The 16,051-nt window shown below is 59.6% G+C and carries 16 protein-coding genes; 13 read left to right on the top strand and 3 right to left on the bottom strand.

What is annotated here, in order from left to right; all coding sequences use genetic code 11:
• Positions 1-241 precede the first annotated feature (241 nt).
• The 4 genes from AC07W5_RS26100 (at position 242) to AC07W5_RS26085 (ending at position 3,782) form a co-directional block, all read left to right on the top strand.
• Entirely contained in the window at positions 242-1,039 is a 798-nt protein-coding gene (locus tag AC07W5_RS26100; protein ID WP_495024560.1) for a hydroxymethylpyrimidine/phosphomethylpyrimidine kinase, read from the top strand.
• A gap of 17 nt (positions 1,040-1,056) precedes the next feature.
• A complete protein-coding gene (gene thiE / locus AC07W5_RS26095; RefSeq protein WP_495012499.1) occupies positions 1,057-1,680 on the top strand; it encodes a thiamine phosphate synthase in 624 nt (207 codons plus the stop codon).
• Between the two features lie 31 nt (positions 1,681-1,711).
• On the top strand, positions 1,712-2,995 hold the full coding sequence (gene hemL, locus AC07W5_RS26090) for a glutamate-1-semialdehyde 2,1-aminomutase (RefSeq protein WP_495024559.1): 1,284 nt from the start codon (positions 1,712-1,714) through the stop codon (positions 2,993-2,995).
• Positions 2,996-3,227: 232 nt separating this feature from the next.
• A complete protein-coding gene (locus AC07W5_RS26085; RefSeq protein ID WP_494995041.1) occupies positions 3,228-3,782 on the top strand; it encodes a tetratricopeptide repeat protein in 555 nt (184 codons plus the stop codon).
• Positions 3,783-3,892: 110 nt separating this feature from the next.
• Here AC07W5_RS26085 and AC07W5_RS26080 read toward each other — a convergent pair whose 3' ends face one another.
• Positions 3,893-4,219 carry a DUF1820 family protein gene (locus AC07W5_RS26080; protein ID WP_419116665.1) on the bottom strand — a complete coding sequence of 109 codons (327 nt, stop codon included), beginning with the start codon at positions 4,217-4,219 and terminating at the stop codon, positions 3,893-3,895.
• 133 nt (positions 4,220-4,352) lie between these two features.
• On the opposite strand from AC07W5_RS26080, the gene miaB reads away from it, so the two are divergent.
• The 5 genes from miaB (at position 4,353) to lnt (ending at position 9,792) form a co-directional block, all read left to right on the top strand.
• Positions 4,353-5,681: a tRNA (N6-isopentenyl adenosine(37)-C2)-methylthiotransferase MiaB gene (gene miaB, locus AC07W5_RS26075; protein WP_495024558.1), complete on the top strand. Its 1,329-nt coding sequence runs from the start codon at positions 4,353-4,355 to the stop codon at positions 5,679-5,681.
• 227 nt (positions 5,682-5,908) lie between these two features.
• The gene (locus tag AC07W5_RS26070; protein ID WP_494995039.1) at positions 5,909-6,928 is read left to right on the top strand and encodes a PhoH family protein; all 1,020 of its coding nucleotides are present in this window, start codon (positions 5,909-5,911) and stop codon (positions 6,926-6,928) included.
• Positions 6,921-7,415 carry an rRNA maturation RNase YbeY gene (gene ybeY, locus AC07W5_RS26065; RefSeq protein ID WP_494995038.1) on the top strand — a complete coding sequence of 165 codons (495 nt, stop codon included), beginning with the start codon at positions 6,921-6,923 and terminating at the stop codon, positions 7,413-7,415. The genes AC07W5_RS26070 and ybeY overlap by 8 nt, the downstream gene beginning before the upstream one ends.
• Before the next feature lie 5 nt (positions 7,416-7,420).
• Entirely contained in the window at positions 7,421-8,260 is an 840-nt protein-coding gene (locus AC07W5_RS26060) for a CorC family transporter (protein WP_494995037.1), read from the top strand.
• A gap of 8 nt (positions 8,261-8,268) precedes the next feature.
• A complete protein-coding gene (gene lnt / locus AC07W5_RS26055) occupies positions 8,269-9,792 on the top strand; it encodes an apolipoprotein N-acyltransferase (RefSeq protein WP_495024557.1) in 1,524 nt (507 codons plus the stop codon).
• Between the two features lie 62 nt (positions 9,793-9,854).
• Here the strand turns inward: lnt and AC07W5_RS26050 are convergent, their stop codons facing one another.
• Together AC07W5_RS26050 and AC07W5_RS26045 are read right to left on the bottom strand one after the other, a co-directional pair.
• On the bottom strand, positions 9,855-10,616 hold the full coding sequence (locus tag AC07W5_RS26050; protein ID WP_495012496.1) for a YdcF family protein: 762 nt from the start codon (positions 10,614-10,616) through the stop codon (positions 9,855-9,857).
• Positions 10,617-10,745: 129 nt separating this feature from the next.
• A complete protein-coding gene (locus tag AC07W5_RS26045; protein WP_494995034.1) occupies positions 10,746-11,066 on the bottom strand; it encodes a hypothetical protein in 321 nt (106 codons plus the stop codon).
• 270 nt (positions 11,067-11,336) lie between these two features.
• On the opposite strand from AC07W5_RS26045, the gene leuS reads away from it, so the two are divergent.
• The 4 genes from leuS (at position 11,337) to arfA (ending at position 16,028) form a co-directional block, all read left to right on the top strand.
• Entirely contained in the window at positions 11,337-13,943 is a 2,607-nt protein-coding gene (leuS, locus tag AC07W5_RS26040; protein ID WP_495012495.1) for a leucine--tRNA ligase, read from the top strand.
• A gap of 90 nt (positions 13,944-14,033) precedes the next feature.
• Positions 14,034-14,639 (top strand): LPS-assembly lipoprotein LptE, encoded by a 606-nt coding sequence (locus AC07W5_RS26035; protein ID WP_495024556.1) that lies wholly within the window; start codon positions 14,034-14,036, stop codon positions 14,637-14,639.
• 39 nt (positions 14,640-14,678) lie between these two features.
• Positions 14,679-15,716, top strand: a complete 1,038-nt coding sequence (gene holA, locus AC07W5_RS26030; RefSeq protein WP_494995031.1) for a DNA polymerase III subunit delta — start codon at positions 14,679-14,681, stop codon at positions 15,714-15,716.
• A gap of 150 nt (positions 15,717-15,866) precedes the next feature.
• Positions 15,867-16,028, top strand: coding sequence for an alternative ribosome rescue factor ArfA (gene arfA, locus AC07W5_RS26025; RefSeq protein WP_494995030.1), 162 nt, complete (start codon positions 15,867-15,869; stop codon positions 16,026-16,028).
• Positions 16,029-16,051: the final 23 nt, after the last annotated feature.

Raw genomic sequence — 16,051 nt, 5'->3', positions numbered from 1 at the left:
GTGGCCGGCCCTATAAAGATGGCGGGCGAATGCAAAACCGTAGGAGCAGCCGGTCGACGCTCGATTGCTCGCGATGGACTTGAAGCTGACGCATTTCGTCAGGAAGCACGCGTAATCGTTAACGACCATCGCGAGCAATCGAGCGTCGACCGGCTGCTCCTACGGTTTTGCATTCGCCCGCCATCTTTATAGGGCCGGCCACTGCCCCGGAAAAAAGCGTTTGGTGGTAAGCTCGCGCACCATGAATATCTATAGCTCTCGCCCCGTTGTCCTCTGTCTCTCCGGCCACGACCCAAGTGGTGGCGCCGGCTTGCAGGCAGATATCGAAGCCCTGCTCGCTCAGGGTTGTCATGCGGCTCCCGCCGTTACCGCCCTGACCGTGCAAGACACGGTCAATGTCAGCGATTTCCGCGTCCTGGATCGCGAGTGGGTGTTGGCTCAAGCCAACGCCGTGCTCAACGATTCGACCGTCGCAGCGGTCAAGCTGGGCATGCTCGGCTCGCTGGAGATGGTCGACACCGTGGTCGAACTGCTCCAGGCGCACCCGCATCTGCCGATGGTCTGTGACCCGGTATTGCGTGCCGGTGGCGGCGGTCGTCTGGGTAAAGATGAAGTCGGCTACGCCATGCGCGAACGACTGTTGCCGTTGGCGACTATCGCGACACCTAACCTTCCCGAAGCCCGCATCCTCGCTGAACTGCCGCAAGGCTCTCCTGACGAGTGCGCAGAGAAACTCCTGGCCTACTGCGAACACCTGCTGATCACCGGCGGCCATGGCGATGAACATGAAGTGCATAATCGCCTTTACAGCCGCGATGGCAGTCGTCAAACCTATACCTGTCAGCGCTTGCCGGGCAGTTATCACGGCTCGGGCTGCACCTTGGCCAGCGCCTTGGCCGGTCGCCTGGCCTTGGGCGAAAACCTCGCCAGTGCCGTGCAATCCGCTCTGAATTACACTTGGCGCACCCTGCGTGATGCCGAACAGCTTGGCAAAGGCCAGTTCGTCCCGCGCCGTCTGCCGCTGGACTTTTGCTCGTAACGCATGAGGCTTGCTCGATGAAACTACGTGGCCTGTACGCCATTACCGACAGCCAACTGCTGGCCGGCAAATTTCTGCCCTATGTGGAAGCGGCGCTGGATGGCGGCGTCACGCTGCTGCAGTACCGCGACAAGAGCAGCGACGAAGCCCGTCGGCTGCGCGAAGCCGAAACCCTGCGCACCTTGTGCGAGCGATACAACGCCCAGTTGATCATCAATGACGATGCCGAACTGGCTGCGCGCCTTGGCGTCGGCGTACACCTGGGTCAGACCGACGGCCCACTGACACCGGCCCGGGCACTGCTCGGGCGCACGGCGATCATCGGTTCCACCTGCCACAGTCAGCTCGAACTCGCCGAACAAGCCGCCAAAGAAGGCGCCAGCTATGTCGCCTTCGGTCGCTTCTTCAACTCCAACACCAAGCCCGGCGCGCCGGCGGCAACCCTTGAGTTGCTTGACCAGGCCCGGACCAAATTGCATCTGCCGATTTGCGTGATTGGCGGCATCACCCTGGAAAACGCCGCCCCATTAGTGGCCCACGGCGCTGATCTGCTGGCCGTGGTCCACGGCCTGTTCGGCGCCGAGAACACCCAGGAAGTGACGCGTCGCGCCCGTGCCTTCAAAGCCCTGCTTCATATCTAAATAGCCGAATCCTGATTCAGAGAGCCCGATCATGTCTCGTTCCGAAACCCTGTTTGCCAATGCCCAGAAACACATTCCCGGCGGCGTAAACTCGCCCGTTCGTGCATTCAAGAGCGTCGGCGGCACGCCGTTGTTCTTCAAGCACGCCGAAGGCGCCTATGTGACGGACGAGGATGACAAACGCTATGTCGACTACGTGGGCTCCTGGGGCCCGATGATCCTCGGCCACAGCCACCCGGAGGTGCTCGATGCAGTGCGCAAGCAGCTCGAACACGGCCTGTCCTATGGTGCCCCGACGGAGATGGAAACCCGGATGGCCGATCTGGTCTGCTCCATCGTGCCATCGATGGAGATGGTCCGCATGGTCAGCTCCGGCACTGAAGCGACCATGAGCGCGATCCGTCTGGCCCGTGGTTTCACTGGCCGCGACAGCATCATCAAGTTCGAAGGCTGCTACCACGGCCACTCTGACAGTCTGCTGGTCAAAGCCGGTTCCGGCGCACTGACCCAAGGCGTTCCAAGCTCTGCCGGCGTACCCGCCGCGTTTGCCAAACATACCCTGACCCTGCCGTTCAACGACATCGGCGCAGTCGAGCAAATGCTCAGTGAAGTCGGCCAGGAAGTGGCGTGCATCATTGTTGAGCCAGTGGCCGGCAACATGAACTGCGTACCACCGGCGCCGGGCTTCCTCGAAGGTCTGCGCACGCTCTGCGACAAACATGGCGTGGTGCTGATTTTCGACGAAGTGATGACCGGTTTCCGTGTCGCCCTCGGTGGCGCCCAGGCGCACTATGGTGTGACCCCGGACCTGAGCACTTTCGGAAAAATCATTGGCGGCGGCATGCCGGTGGGCTGTTTCGGCGGCAAACGAGAAATCATGTCGCACATTGCCCCGTTGGGTCCGGTCTACCAGGCCGGTACTCTGTCCGGCAACCCCCTGGCCATGGCTGCGGGCCTGGCCACCCTGCGCCTGATCAGCCGTCCAGGCTTCCACGCAGAGTTGAGCGACTACACCACTCGCCTGCTCGATGGCCTGCAACAGCGCGCCGACGCAGCCGGTATTCCGTTCGTGACCACTCAGGCCGGCGGCATGTTCGGGCTGTACTTCAGCGGTGCTGACGACATCGTGACCTTCGACGACGTCATGTCCAGCGACGCTGGCCTGTTCAAACGCTTCTTCCACCTGATGCTCGAAGGCGGCGTTTACCTGGCACCGAGTGCCTTTGAGGCCGGTTTCACTTCGATAGCCCATGGCGATGCCGAGCTGAAACTGACTCTGGATGCTGCTGAGCGTGCATTTGCTGCTTTGAAATAAGCCGACCAATGACCAATCTGACGCTGCTTGCGCGGCGTCCGGATTTTTCCCAGGTCTTTACGTCTCTTTTCCGCCCTTTAAGGCACGAAATTTCCTACAAACCGGACGATATCGGGCCGCGCAGCAGAAAAACGAGTAAAGACTTTGTAAGGTTGGCCCTGCTTATTTCATAATGCGCGCTTATTGGATCCCTCGATGGGTCCGCGCGCCCCTCAGAGGTAAGTCGATTCCCATGAACCGCACCGGCCGCGCCCTTGCATTGGGCTGCCTGTTGCTCCTTCAGCCCCTGCTCGCGCAAGCACAAGCAGGCGGCAACTCGTTGTTGATCCCAGCGATGGGTCGCTGCACCCTCAATACTCAGCCACAAGACCAGTCAGAGGCGCTTGCCGCCTGCAAGAAAGCGTCGGATGCCGGGGATGCGCAAGCACAATACGAGTTGGGTGAATTCTATTACGAGGGCAAAAATGCGCCGCGTGACCTCAATCAAGCCCTGAGCTACTTCGAAAAAGCCTCTCTGCAAGGCCATGCCCAGGCGCAATTCAAACTCGGTACCATGTTTTTCCACGGAGAAGGCGTTCCGGCCAATAACATTCAGGCGTATATCGTACTGAAGATGGCGGCGGTCAATGGCGCCGAGGATGCTCTGGACACTGCCGACGAAGTCGCTCAACACATGCAGCGTGACGAGCTGGAAGTCGCGACGCAGGTGCTCGGGCAGATTTTCCGCAAATACCTGCTGGAACTGCAAAGCGCCGATGGGCGCTCACCGTTTTCGCCACTGCCTTAAGCTCTGCATCGCCTTTCTGACGCTATCGCGGGCAAGCCTCGCTCCTACGGTTGTATGTGATCCGTAGGAGCAAGGCTTGCCCGCGATTGGCTGCGACTCGGTCTCGGGTGTTACTTCTCCGGCATCGGCATCGGAAACGGCATGACATTGCTCATACCGCGCGCTTCAGTGATCTTCGGCGTGCCCAGACGCTCGACTTCGTCGATGCGCACGATCGAATGCATTGGCACAAAACTGCGCACCACGCCTTCGAACTGCGCCTTGAGCTTCTCTTCGCCCGGGTCGACGACCAGCTGTGTGCGCTCGCCAAAGACGAACTCTTCCACTTCCAGGAAGCCCCACAGATCACTTTGATAGATCTGCTTGGCGTACATTTCGAACACTTGGCCCTGGTTGAGGAAAATCACCTTGTAGATTGGAGCTTCACGTTTGGTCATGGTGGGCGGGTAACAAATCGGGGGATATAAAAGAGGGCGCAAACTATAGCATAGCCACCCGATGCACAACGCTAGGAACCTCGGGTCGTGACCACTATAATGCGCGGTTCTTTGAATCACTTGATGAACTCCCATGGCCAAGAAGCTTTACATCGAAACCCACGGTTGCCAAATGAACGAGTACGACAGCTCGCGCATGGTCGATCTGCTGGGTGAACATCAGGCCCTGGAAGTCACCGCACGCGCCGAAGACGCGGACGTCATCCTGCTCAACACCTGTTCGATCCGCGAACGCGCCCAGGACCGGGTGTATTCCCAGCTCGGCCGCTGGCGCGAGTTGAAACTGGCCAACCCGGACATGGTCATCGCCGTCGGCGGTTGCGTGGCCAGCCAGGAAGGTGCGGCAATCCGCGACCGCGCACCCTATGTCGACGTGGTCTTCGGCCCGCAGACCCTGCACCGCCTACCGGAAATGATCGACGCCGCGCGCACCACCAAGCTGCCGCAAGTTGACGTTTCATTCCCGGAAATTGAAAAATTCGATCACCTGCCAGAACCGCGTATCGACGGCCCGAGCGCCTACGTCTCGGTCATGGAAGGCTGCAGCAAGTACTGCACGTTCTGCGTAGTGCCTTATACCCGCGGCGAAGAAGTCAGCCGGCCATTCGACGATGTGCTGGCCGAAATCATTCACCTGGCCGAAAACGGCGTACGTGAAGTCACCTTGCTTGGGCAAAACGTCAACGGCTATCGCGGCCAGACTCATGACGGTCGTCTGGCGGACCTGGCCGAACTGATCCGCGTGGTCGCCGCCGTCGATGGTATCGAACGTATTCGCTACACCACTTCGCACCCGCTGGAGTTCTCCGACAGCCTGATCCAGGCCCATGCCGAAGTCCCGGAGCTGGTCAAACATCTGCATTTGCCGGTGCAATCAGGCTCGGATCGCATTTTGGCGGCGATGAAGCGCAACCACACAGCACTGGAATACAAGTCCAAACTGCGCAAGCTGCGGGCCGCCGTGCCGGGCATCTGCATCAGTTCGGACTTCATCGTCGGCTTCCCCGGTGAGACCGAAAAAGACTTCGAGCAGACCATGAAGCTGATCGAAGACGTCGGCTTCGACTTTTCCTATTCGTTCGTCTACAGCCAACGCCCGGGCACCCCGGCCGCGGATCTGGCCGACGAGACTCCGGAAGAGCTGAAAAAAGAGCGCCTGAACGCCCTGCAACATCGTCTCAACCAGCAAGGCTTCGAGATCAGCCGACAAATGGTTGGCTCCACCCAGCGCATTCTGGTGACCGATTATTCGAAGAAAGACCCGGGCGAACTGCAGGGGCGTACCGAGAATAATCGTATCGTCAACTTCCGCTGCGACAATCCCACGTTGATCGGCCAGTTCGCTGACGTGCGTATCGATGCCGCGCAACCGCACTCGCTGCGTGGTTCGCTGCTGAGGTAATCGTCAAGACACTGGAGATCAAATGTGGGAGCGGGCTTGCTCGCGATAGCGGACTTTCATTCAACATTGATGTTGCCTGATACACCGCTATCGCGAGCAAGCCCGCTCCCACATTGTAACTGCGTTGTTCTTGAGGACGCGCTCATCCATTTAAGAGCTTTCGCACCCAGGCCACTGGCGTTATCCTTGATTCCATATCAATTGCCTTAGGGCGGCTAAAAACGACCTTGAACGCACCCATAGCACCGCATCGTTTCATCCTCGAGCCTTTTGAGGCTCGCCGCTTCGCCAATCTGTGCGGGCAATTCGACGAGCATTTGCGCCTGATCGAACAGCGCCTGACCATCGAGATCCGCAACCGCGGAAACCAGTTCGAATTGATCGGCGAACCCAAACACACCACCTCCGCGGAAAACCTCCTGCGCCGTCTGTACCGGGAAACCAAGGGTACCGAGCTGTCGCCGGACATGGTTCACCTGTTCCTGCAGGAATCTGCGGTGGAAGAGCTGGACAGCTTTCCGGCCGCCGAACCCGCCGTCGCATTGCGCACCAAAAAAGGCATGATTCGCCCTCGCGGCCCGAATCAGCAGCGCTATGTGAAGGAAATTCTCGGCAACGACATCAACTTCGGCATCGGCCCGGCCGGTACCGGCAAGACCTATCTGGCGGTGGCCTGCGCGGTCGACGCTTTGGAGCGCGAGCAAGTACGCCGCATCCTGCTGGTGCGTCCAGCGGTCGAGGCCGGCGAAAAACTCGGCTTCCTGCCCGGCGATCTGGCACAGAAAATCGACCCGTATCTGCGTCCGCTGTATGACGCGCTGTACGAAATGCTGGGTTTCGAACACGTCGCCAAGCTGATCGAGCGTCAAGTGATCGAGATCGCGCCGCTGGCCTATATGCGCGGACGAACGCTGAACAACAGCTTCATCATTCTTGACGAAAGCCAGAACACCACCGTCGAGCAGATGAAGATGTTCCTGACGCGAATCGGCTTCGGCTCCACCGCGGTCATCACCGGCGACATCACCCAGATCGACTTGCCCAAAGGCACGCGCTCGGGTCTGACCCACGTGATCGATGTGCTCAAGGATGTGCCGGGTATCAGCTTTACCCACTTCACCTCCAAAGATGTCGTGCGCCATCCGCTGGTGCAACGCATCGTCGAAGCCTACGAGCGTTTCGAGCATCGCGCTGAAGGCGAGCCGGTCAAATTTTCCTCTGCGAAGGACAGTCGCCGCGATGCTTGAGCTTGATCTGCAACTGGCAACCGATGCCCCTGCCCCCAGCGAAGCCGAGTTCCGCCAATGGTGCGGGCTGGCCCTGCGACAACGCACCGCCGACTCCGAGCTGACCATCCGCCTGGTCGACGAGCCAGAAGGCCGTGAGTTGAACCACACCTGGCGGCAAAAGGATTACGCCACCAACGTACTGTCCTTCCCTGCCGATGTGCCGGACGAGCTGCTGGACATCCCGCTGCTCGGCGATCTGGTGATCTGCGTGCCCGTGGTCGTCCGCGAGGCAGCCGAACAAGGCAAGGCACTCAACGCCCATTGGGCACACCTGGTCATTCACGGCTGCTTGCATCTGCTGGGTTACGACCACATCGATGACGATGAAGCCGAAGAAATGGAAGCACTGGAACGAACGTTGCTTGCTGAACTGGGTCATCCTGACCCGTATGCAGATGACGAAACCTGCGAACCTCCAACTGTAATAACCAAGGATTTAGAGTAATCGCTATGAGCGAAGACCGATCGAGCAGCGGGCAAAAGTCCTGGCTGGGCAAACTGACCCAGGCTTTTGCCCACGAGCCGAAAAACCGTCAGGAGCTGCTGGAGCTGTTGCGCGAAGCCCATCAGAACAAGTTGCTGGACAGCGAAGCGCTGGCCATCGTGGAAGGTGCCATCCAGGTCGCTGACCTGCAAGTACGGGACATCATGGTTCCGCGCTCGCAGATGATCAGCATCAAGGCGGCCCATACACCCCGCGAATTCCTCCCGGCAGTCATCGATTCCGCGCACTCGCGCTACCCGGTGATTGGCGAAAGCCACGACGACGTCATGGGCGTCCTGCTGGCCAAGGATCTGCTGCCGCTGATCCTTCAGGAAAACGGCGACAGCTTCAACGTCAAGGATTTGCTGCGTCCGGCGACCTTCGTCCCCGAGTCCAAGCGCCTGAACGTGCTGCTGCGCGAATTCCGCGCCAATCATAATCACATGGCCATCGTCATCGACGAATACGGCGGCGTGGCTGGCCTGGTGACCATTGAAGACGTGCTGGAACAGATCGTCGGCGATATCGAAGACGAGCACGACGTCGAGGAAGACAGCTACATCAAGCCGCTGCCCAGCGGTGACTTCCTGATCAAGGCGCTGACCCCGATCGAGAACTTCAACGAGTTCTTCGACAGTGAATTCTCCGACGATGAATTCGACACCGTCGGCGGCCTGGTGATGAGCGCGTTCGGGCATCTGCCTAAACGCAATGAAATTACCGAAATTGGCGCCTATCGCTTCCGCATTCTGAATGCCGACAGCCGCCGGATTCACCTGCTGCGCCTGACTCCTATTGCCCGTTAAGGACTGAAATGCGTTGGATCACCCGCCCCGGCTGGCCCGGTAACCTGCTGGCCGTGGCGGCCGGTGCACTCACCACCCTGGCGTTGGCGCCGTTCGATATCTGGCCACTGGCATTACTGGCTGCCGGTTTTTTCTATGCCGGCTTGCGTGAACTGACGCCCCGTCAGGCGCTGGGGCGTGGCTGGTGTTTCGGCTTTGGCCTGTTTGGCGCCGGCACCAGTTGGATCTACTACAGCATTCACAACTTTGGCGGCGCTTCGGTGCTGCTGGCCGGGTTGCTGATGCTGGCTTTCACCGCTGCGATTGCCTGGTTCTTCGCCCTGCCCGCCTGGCTCTGGGCGCGCTGGCTGCGCCGTAACGAAGCGCCGCTGGCCGATGCCTTGGCCTTTGCCGCGTTGTGGCTGGCCCAGGAAGCGTTCCGTGGCTGGTTTCTGACCGGTTTCCCGTGGCTTTATTCCGGCTACAGCCAACTCAATGGCCCGCTGGCCGGGCTCGCACCATTGGGAGGCATGTGGCTGATTTCCTTCAGCCTGGCGCTGACCGCCGCGCTTGTGTACAACCTGCCACGCCTGATCAAGGCCGGACGCAAAGGGTTTATCGTCGCAGGCCTGCTGTTGCTGGCCGCACCATGGGTCATCGGCCTGTCGCTCAAGGGCCACGCCTGGACCAGCCCTTCGGGCAACCCGCTGAGCGTCGCGGCGATTCAAGGCAACATCGAACAAAGCATGAAGTGGGACCCGGCGCAGCTCAACAAGCAACTGGCGCTGTACCGCGACATGAGCTTGAGCTCCAAACGCGTCGACCTGCTAATCTGGCCGGAAACCGCGGTCCCGGTGCTCAAGGAGTCTGCCGAGGGCTACCTGAACATGATGGGCAGCTTCGCCGCCGAACGTAACTCGACACTGATTACCGGTGTGCCGATCCGCCAGCAAGTGCGCCACGAAAAACGCTACTTCAATGGCATCACCGTGGTAGGCGAAGGCGACGGTACTTACCTCAAGCAGAAACTGGTGCCGTTTGGTGAGTACGTACCACTGCAAGAAGTGCTGCGAGGCCTGATTGCGTTCTTCGACCTGCCAATGTCGGATTTCGCCCGTGGTCCGGCTGATCAGCCGTTGCTGCAAGCCAAGGGCTATCAGATTGCACCATTCATCTGCTACGAAGTGGTCTACCCGGAATTCGCAGCCAGCCTTTCGGCCCGCAGCGACCTGCTGCTGACCATCAGCAACGACACCTGGTTCGGCACCTCCATCGGCCCGCTGCAACACTTGCAGATGGCACAGATGCGCGCCCTGGAAGCCGGACGCTGGATGATTCGCGCCACCAACAACGGCGTCACTGGTTTGATCGACCCATTTGGCAAGATCACCGTGCAGATCCCGCAATTCGAACGCGGCATCCTCTACGGCGAAGTGGTGCCAATGCACAACCTGACACCTTACCTGCAATGGCGTTCGTGGCCGCTGATCATTCTGTGCATGCTGCTGTTCGGTTGGGCGCTACTGGCCAGCCGGATTGCCAAGACGGTTTAACACCCAGGATCCGGGTGCCCGCAAAAAGATCGTCCGAACGCCTTCGGACGATCTTTTGACTTTCAGCGGTAGAACAACGAATAACCGATCTGCCCTACGGCCTCATTCAGCAACAGGCCACTTTGCCAAATCGACTTGAACTCGGGCATCCAGCCTCCGAACGGCTGGGCATTATCAACACCCAAAAAGCCCACTGGTGCAGCCACGACGGTGAAACCTGCCCGCTCGAAACTCCACACTGAACGCGGCATATGCCAGGCCTGGGTCACCACAACCACCCGTTTGATACCCTGCGGCACAAGCACCTCAGCGCTGAACTGAGCGTTCTCCCAGGTCGTGCGACTGCGCCCTTCCTGCCAACTGACCGCCACACCAAAATCATCCTGCATGGACTCGGCCATCATTGCCGCCTCAGTGGGCGGTGTTCCGTAATGCAAGCCGCCACTGGTCAACACCGGCAAACCCGAGGCCTTGGCCAGGCGGGCCGCATAACGCTCGCGCTCCAGCCCCACGCCGGTAGGCTGGTCAGAGCCCCACGCCGGATCGCCCCGTTCCCGGCCCGAGCCCAAGACCACAATCGCATCCGCGCGCTCGGCCAGCGTCGCCCATTCGCTACGGGCCAGTGGCGGATCGCGTTCAAGCGCCCGGGCACTCCATTCCACGACAACTGGCAAACTCATCAACCAAAAACCACCAACCCCCAGCGCAAAAAAAGCGCCTGCCAAGCGGGGTCGGGAGCGACGGAACCACCAGGCAGCCAGAAGCAACAGCAAAAAAATGCCGGGCGGCAAAAAAAGTTGTTTGACGAAATAACGAAAAGGCATCGAGCATCTCCAAAGATGCCCGAAGCCTAAGTGGGTTGAAGCAAAGCAACAACAGGTTCTGTAGGCATTTCAATCGAAAAGCCTGAACGTGTGACGTCATGCAATGCACTTGAGCGGGGCTGCAGACTCTTATTTGAACAGCTGGGACCGGAGTTTTGCCGCGTCCCCAACAGGTGCTTTGCCTCTCAACCAGATGATTTTGGCCGTATGTGGTACTTCTTTATGTTTTACGGCTTCCAACACGTTTGAATGTGCCTCACGTATGCTGCGGTCCAGATAGGCCTTGATCAACTCAAACTCAGCGCGACTCAAACCACGCAACTCCAACTCGACAGGACGTTCATCGCGCAACTGGCCTGCCGTTCTTGCCGCATCCAGGGCCAGACCAAGACGATCAATCAGCCGTTCGTACAACTCGGGTTTTGTTTCTTTTCGCTGCGACTCAACCATCCGTTCACCTCATTGAACATAAGACTCACTCCCCTTTAAGAGCTTAGTCCCACTGAGAAAACCGGCCTGTTGCCGCGACCAACGGCCCCTGAGGCCCTGCCGGGTGCAATCAGGGTTTCCCTCGGTAGAGCGCGGTCATGTATGCTACGGCGCTTCCTGTAACTCCACTTCCAGCTCGACTGGGCACCGAAAACGCCACATTTGGCGTCGTCACCGCCCAGCGTCGCATTGAAGAGGATTAGGCCACCCCTATTCAGTTCAAAAGTAGCCATGCACGAACAATATCAGCCCCGTGAAATCGAAGCCGCCGCCCAGTCGTTCTGGGACGAGCAAAAGTCCTTTGAAGTCAGTGAACAGCCAGGCAAGGAGACGTTCTACTGCCTGTCGATGTTCCCTTACCCCAGCGGCAAGCTACACATGGGGCATGTGCGCAACTACACCATCGGCGACGTGATCTCCCGCTATCAGCGCATGCAAGGCAAAAACGTCCTGCAACCCATGGGTTGGGATGCCTTCGGCATGCCGGCAGAAAACGCCGCGATGAAAAACAACGTCGCACCGGCCAAGTGGACTTACGAAAACATCGCCTACATGAAGACCCAGCTGCGAAGCCTGGGCCTGGCGGTCGACTGGTCGCGCGAAGTCACCACCTGCAAACCTGATTACTATCGCTGGGAACAATGGCTGTTCACTCGCCTGTTCGAAAAAGGCGTGATCTATCGCAAGAACGGCACCGTCAACTGGGACCCGGTAGACCAGACCGTTCTGGCCAACGAACAGGTGATCGATGGTCGCGGCTGGCGTTCCGGCGCGCTGATCGAGAAGCGCGAAATCCCGATGTACTACTTCAAGATCACCGCCTACGCGGATGAGTTGCTGGAGAGTCTCGACGATTTGCCAGGCTGGCCTGAGCAAGTCAAAACCATGCAGCGCAACTGGATCGGCAAATCCCGCGGCATGGAAGTGCAGTTCCCATACAACGTCGACTCGATCGGCGAAACCGGCACACTGAAAGTCTTCACCACCCGTCCGGACACCCTGATGGGCGCGACCTACGTTGCCGTGGCAGCCGAGCACCACCTGGCGACCCTGGCGGCGCAGAACAACCCTGAACTGCAAGCGTTCATTGCTGAATGCAAAGGCGGCAGCGTGGCCGAAGCCGACGTTGCCACCCAGGAGAAAAAAGGCCTGCCGACCTCGCTGTTCGTCGAGCACCCGTTGACCGGCGAAAAGCTGCCGGTCTGGGTCGCCAACTACGTGCTGATGCACTACGGCGATGGCGCGGTTATGGCTGTGCCGGCTCACGATGAGCGTGACTTCGAATTCGCCACCAAGTACGGTCTGCCGATCAAATCCGTGGTGCGCACCAGCGCAGGCGACGAGAACCCGGCCCCATGGCAAGACGCCTACGGCGAATACGGCACGCTGATCAATTCCGGTGAATTCGACGGCCTGGACTTCGCTGGCGCGTTCGACGCCATGGAAGTTGCCCTGATCAAGAAAAATCTCGGCGCCTCGCGCACCCAGTTCCGTCTGCGCGACTGGGGCATCAGCCGTCAGCGTTACTGGGGCTGCCCGATCCCGATCATCCACTGCGATACCTGCGGTGACGTGCCGGTGCCGGAAGACCAGCTGCCTGTCGTGCTGCCCGAAGACGTCGTACCCGACGGCGCCGGTTCGCCTTTGGCGCGCATGCCCGAGTTCTATGAATGCAGCTGCCCGAAATGCGGCAAACCGGCCAAGCGTGAAACCGACACCATGGACACCTTCGTCGAGTCGTCCTGGTACTACGCCCGTTACGCCTCGCCGCATTACGAAGGTGGTTTGGTCGACCCGGCTGCTGCCAACCACTGGCTGCCGGTCGATCAATACATCGGCGGCATCGAACACGCCATTCTTCATCTGCTCTACGCGCGCTTCTTCCACAAACTGATGCGCGACGAAGGCCTGGTCAGCTCCAACGAGCCATTCAAGAACCTGCTGACCCAGGGCATGGTGATCGCCGAGACTTACTACCGTCGCGAAGCCAATGGCAGCTTCACCTGGTACAACCCGGCGGACGTTGAACTCGAGCGCGACAGCAAGGCCAAGATCATTGGTGCCAAGCTGATCAGCGACGGCCTGCCCGTCGAAATCGGCGGCACCGAGAAGATGGCCAAGTCGAAAAACAACGGCGTTGACCCGCAGTCGATGATCGACCAGTACGGCGCCGACACCTGCCGCCTGTTCATGATGTTCGCCTCGCCGCCCGACATGAGCCTGGAGTGGTCCGACTCCGGCGTCGAGGGCTCGCACCGTTTCCTCAAGCGTGTCTGGCGCCTGGCGCAGACCCACGTTGGCCAAGGCCTGCCGGGCGCACTGGATCTCGGTACGCTGAACGACGAACAAAAAGTCATTCGTCGGGCTATCCACCTGGCAATCAAACAGGCCAGCCAGGACGTCGGCCAGTACCACAAATTCAACACCGCCATCGCTCAGGTGATGACGCTGATGAACGTGCTGGAAAAAGCCCCGCAAGGCACCGATCAGGATCGCGCGCTGATTCACGAAGGCCTGGAAACCGTTGCCCTGTTGCTGGCGCCCATCACGCCGCACATCAGCCATGAACTGTGGCATCGACTGGGTCACGCCGATCCAGTGATCGACGCCGGCTGGCCGGTTCTGGATGACAGCGCGCTGGTGCAGGACAGCCTGCAACTGGTGATTCAGGTCAACGGCAAGCTGCGCGGTCAGATCGAAATGCCTGCCAGCGCCAGCCGCGAAGAAGTTGAAGCCGCTGCGCGGACCAATGAAAACGTGCTGCGTTTCACCGAAGGCCTGACTATTCGTAAAGTGATCGTAGTGCCCGGCAAACTGGTCAATATCGTCGCTAGCTAATTGGATCAGGCGCCAGGTCGCTGACCTGGCGCCGAACAAATCCTCCAGGGCCGCACAGTCGACCCACATGGTTTGAAGGGGAGCACCAAGATGATCAAACGCAATCTGCTGGTTATGGGCCTCGCGGTACTGCTGAGCGCCTGCGGCTTCCAGCTGCGCGGCACCGGCACCACCGAGCTCGCTATCAAAGAACTCGACTTGAATGCCCGCAACGCCTACGGTGAGACCGTCACGCAACTGCGTCAGGTACTTCAGAACAGCGGCGTCAAAGTCTACGCCGGCGCGCCGTACAAGCTGACGCTGACTGATGAACAGGAATCCCAGCGCGCCCTCAGCTATGCCGGTGCAGGCCGCTCGGCCGAATACGAGCTGACCTCCGTGCTGTACTACGATATTCAGGGTCACGATAATCTGTCGTTACTCAGTGACAAGTTGCAAGTGCAGAAAGTCTTCCTCCACGACGGTAACAACCTGGTAGGTTCCGACCAGGAAGCGGCCGAAACACGTCAGGAAATGCGTCGTGACCTCGTACAGCGCATGGTGCTGCGTCTGCAACAGCTGAGCCCGGAACAACTGGATAAACTGCAGCAAACCGCGGATGCCAGAGCCAAGGCTGACGCCGAAGCACTGAAAGCGGCACAAAAGGCTGAAGCGGAAACGCCTCGCCAATCGCCTCTGCATTTGCAGAACCAATAAGCCTTACGGGGCGCTCCAGCGCCCCGTTCGCCTCTTCTTATGAAGCTTGCCCCCGCCCAGCTCGCCAAACATCTGCAAGGCAACCTTGCGCCTGTGTACATTATCAGTGGCGATGACCCGTTGCTGTGCCAGGAAGCCGCCGATGCCATCCGTTCTGCTGCCCGCCAGCAAGGCTTCGATGAGCGCCAGGTGTTCAGCGCCGATGCCAGCTTCGATTGGGGCACGCTGCTGCAAGCGGGCGCCAGCATGTCGCTCTTCGCCGAAAAGCGCTTATTGGAACTGCGTCTGCCTTCTGGCAAGCCCGGTGACAAAGGCGCTGCTGCGTTCATTGAATACTGCTCGCGCCCTGCCGAAGACACCCTGCTGCTGATCAGTCTGCCCAAGCTCGACGCCAGTGCGCAGAAAACCAAGTGGGGCAAAGCGCTGATCGAAGGTCAGCAAACCCAGTTCGTGCAGATCTGGCCGGTGGATGCCAGCCAGCTGCCACAATGGATTCGTCAACGCTTGTCTCAGGCCGGTCTTTCCGCCAGCCAGGACGCTGTCGAACTGATTGCCGCGCGAGTGGAAGGCAACCTGCTGGCCGCCGCGCAGGAAATTGAAAAGCTCAAACTGATGGCCGAAGGTGGTCAGATCACCGTCGATACGGTGCAAGCCGCGGTTGCCGACAGTGCACGCTTCGATGTCTTCGGGCTGGTGGATGCGATTCTCAACGGTGAAGCCGCCCACGCCTTGCGCATGCTCGAAGGCCTGCGCGGCGAAGGCGTCGAACCGCCGGTGATTCTCTGGGCCCTGGCCCGAGAGCTGCGCCTGCTGGCCAACCTGTCGCTGCAATACAGCCAAGGGGTGCCGCTGGACAAAGCCTTCGGCTTGGCGCGTCCACCGGTCTGGGACAAACGCAAGCCCCTGATGAGCAAAGCCCTGCAACGTCACTCAGCCCAGCGTTGGGGACAACTTCTGCTCGATGCCCAGCGTATCGATGCGCAGATCAAAGGTCAGGCTGCGGGCTCACCGTGGATGAGCCTGAGTCGGTTGTCATTGTTGATGGCCGGCCAGCGGTTGGCATTGCCGGCCGAGTGATCGGACATAGTGGCGAGGGAGCTTGCTCCCGACGGGCCGGTCCGCGCTCGGAAACGGACGAATGGTCCTACACATTGTAGGGGCTGGACAGAATCTCGACTCTGTCCGATGATCTGCACCGCAAAAGCCATCCACAGTAGAGATCTCACCATGAGCAAGCCATCAAAGCATGGCCCCAACAAGGCCAAATCCATCATCGCCCAGCCACTGTTCCGCAGCCGTCAGGAACGAGCCGGCAAGGGCAAAGGCAGCTACCGCCGCGAAGCCTTCCAGTCTAAAAGCTGGGAGGCTTCTTACTTTCTGGCCGCTTGAAGGCAGAGAATCCCTTGGCGTGA

The organism is Pseudomonas sp. GW821-FHT01E05 (assembly GCF_059422425.1).
The sequence above is the reverse complement of the archived record's forward strand: the minus strand, read 5'-3'. Positions and strand labels throughout refer to the sequence as shown.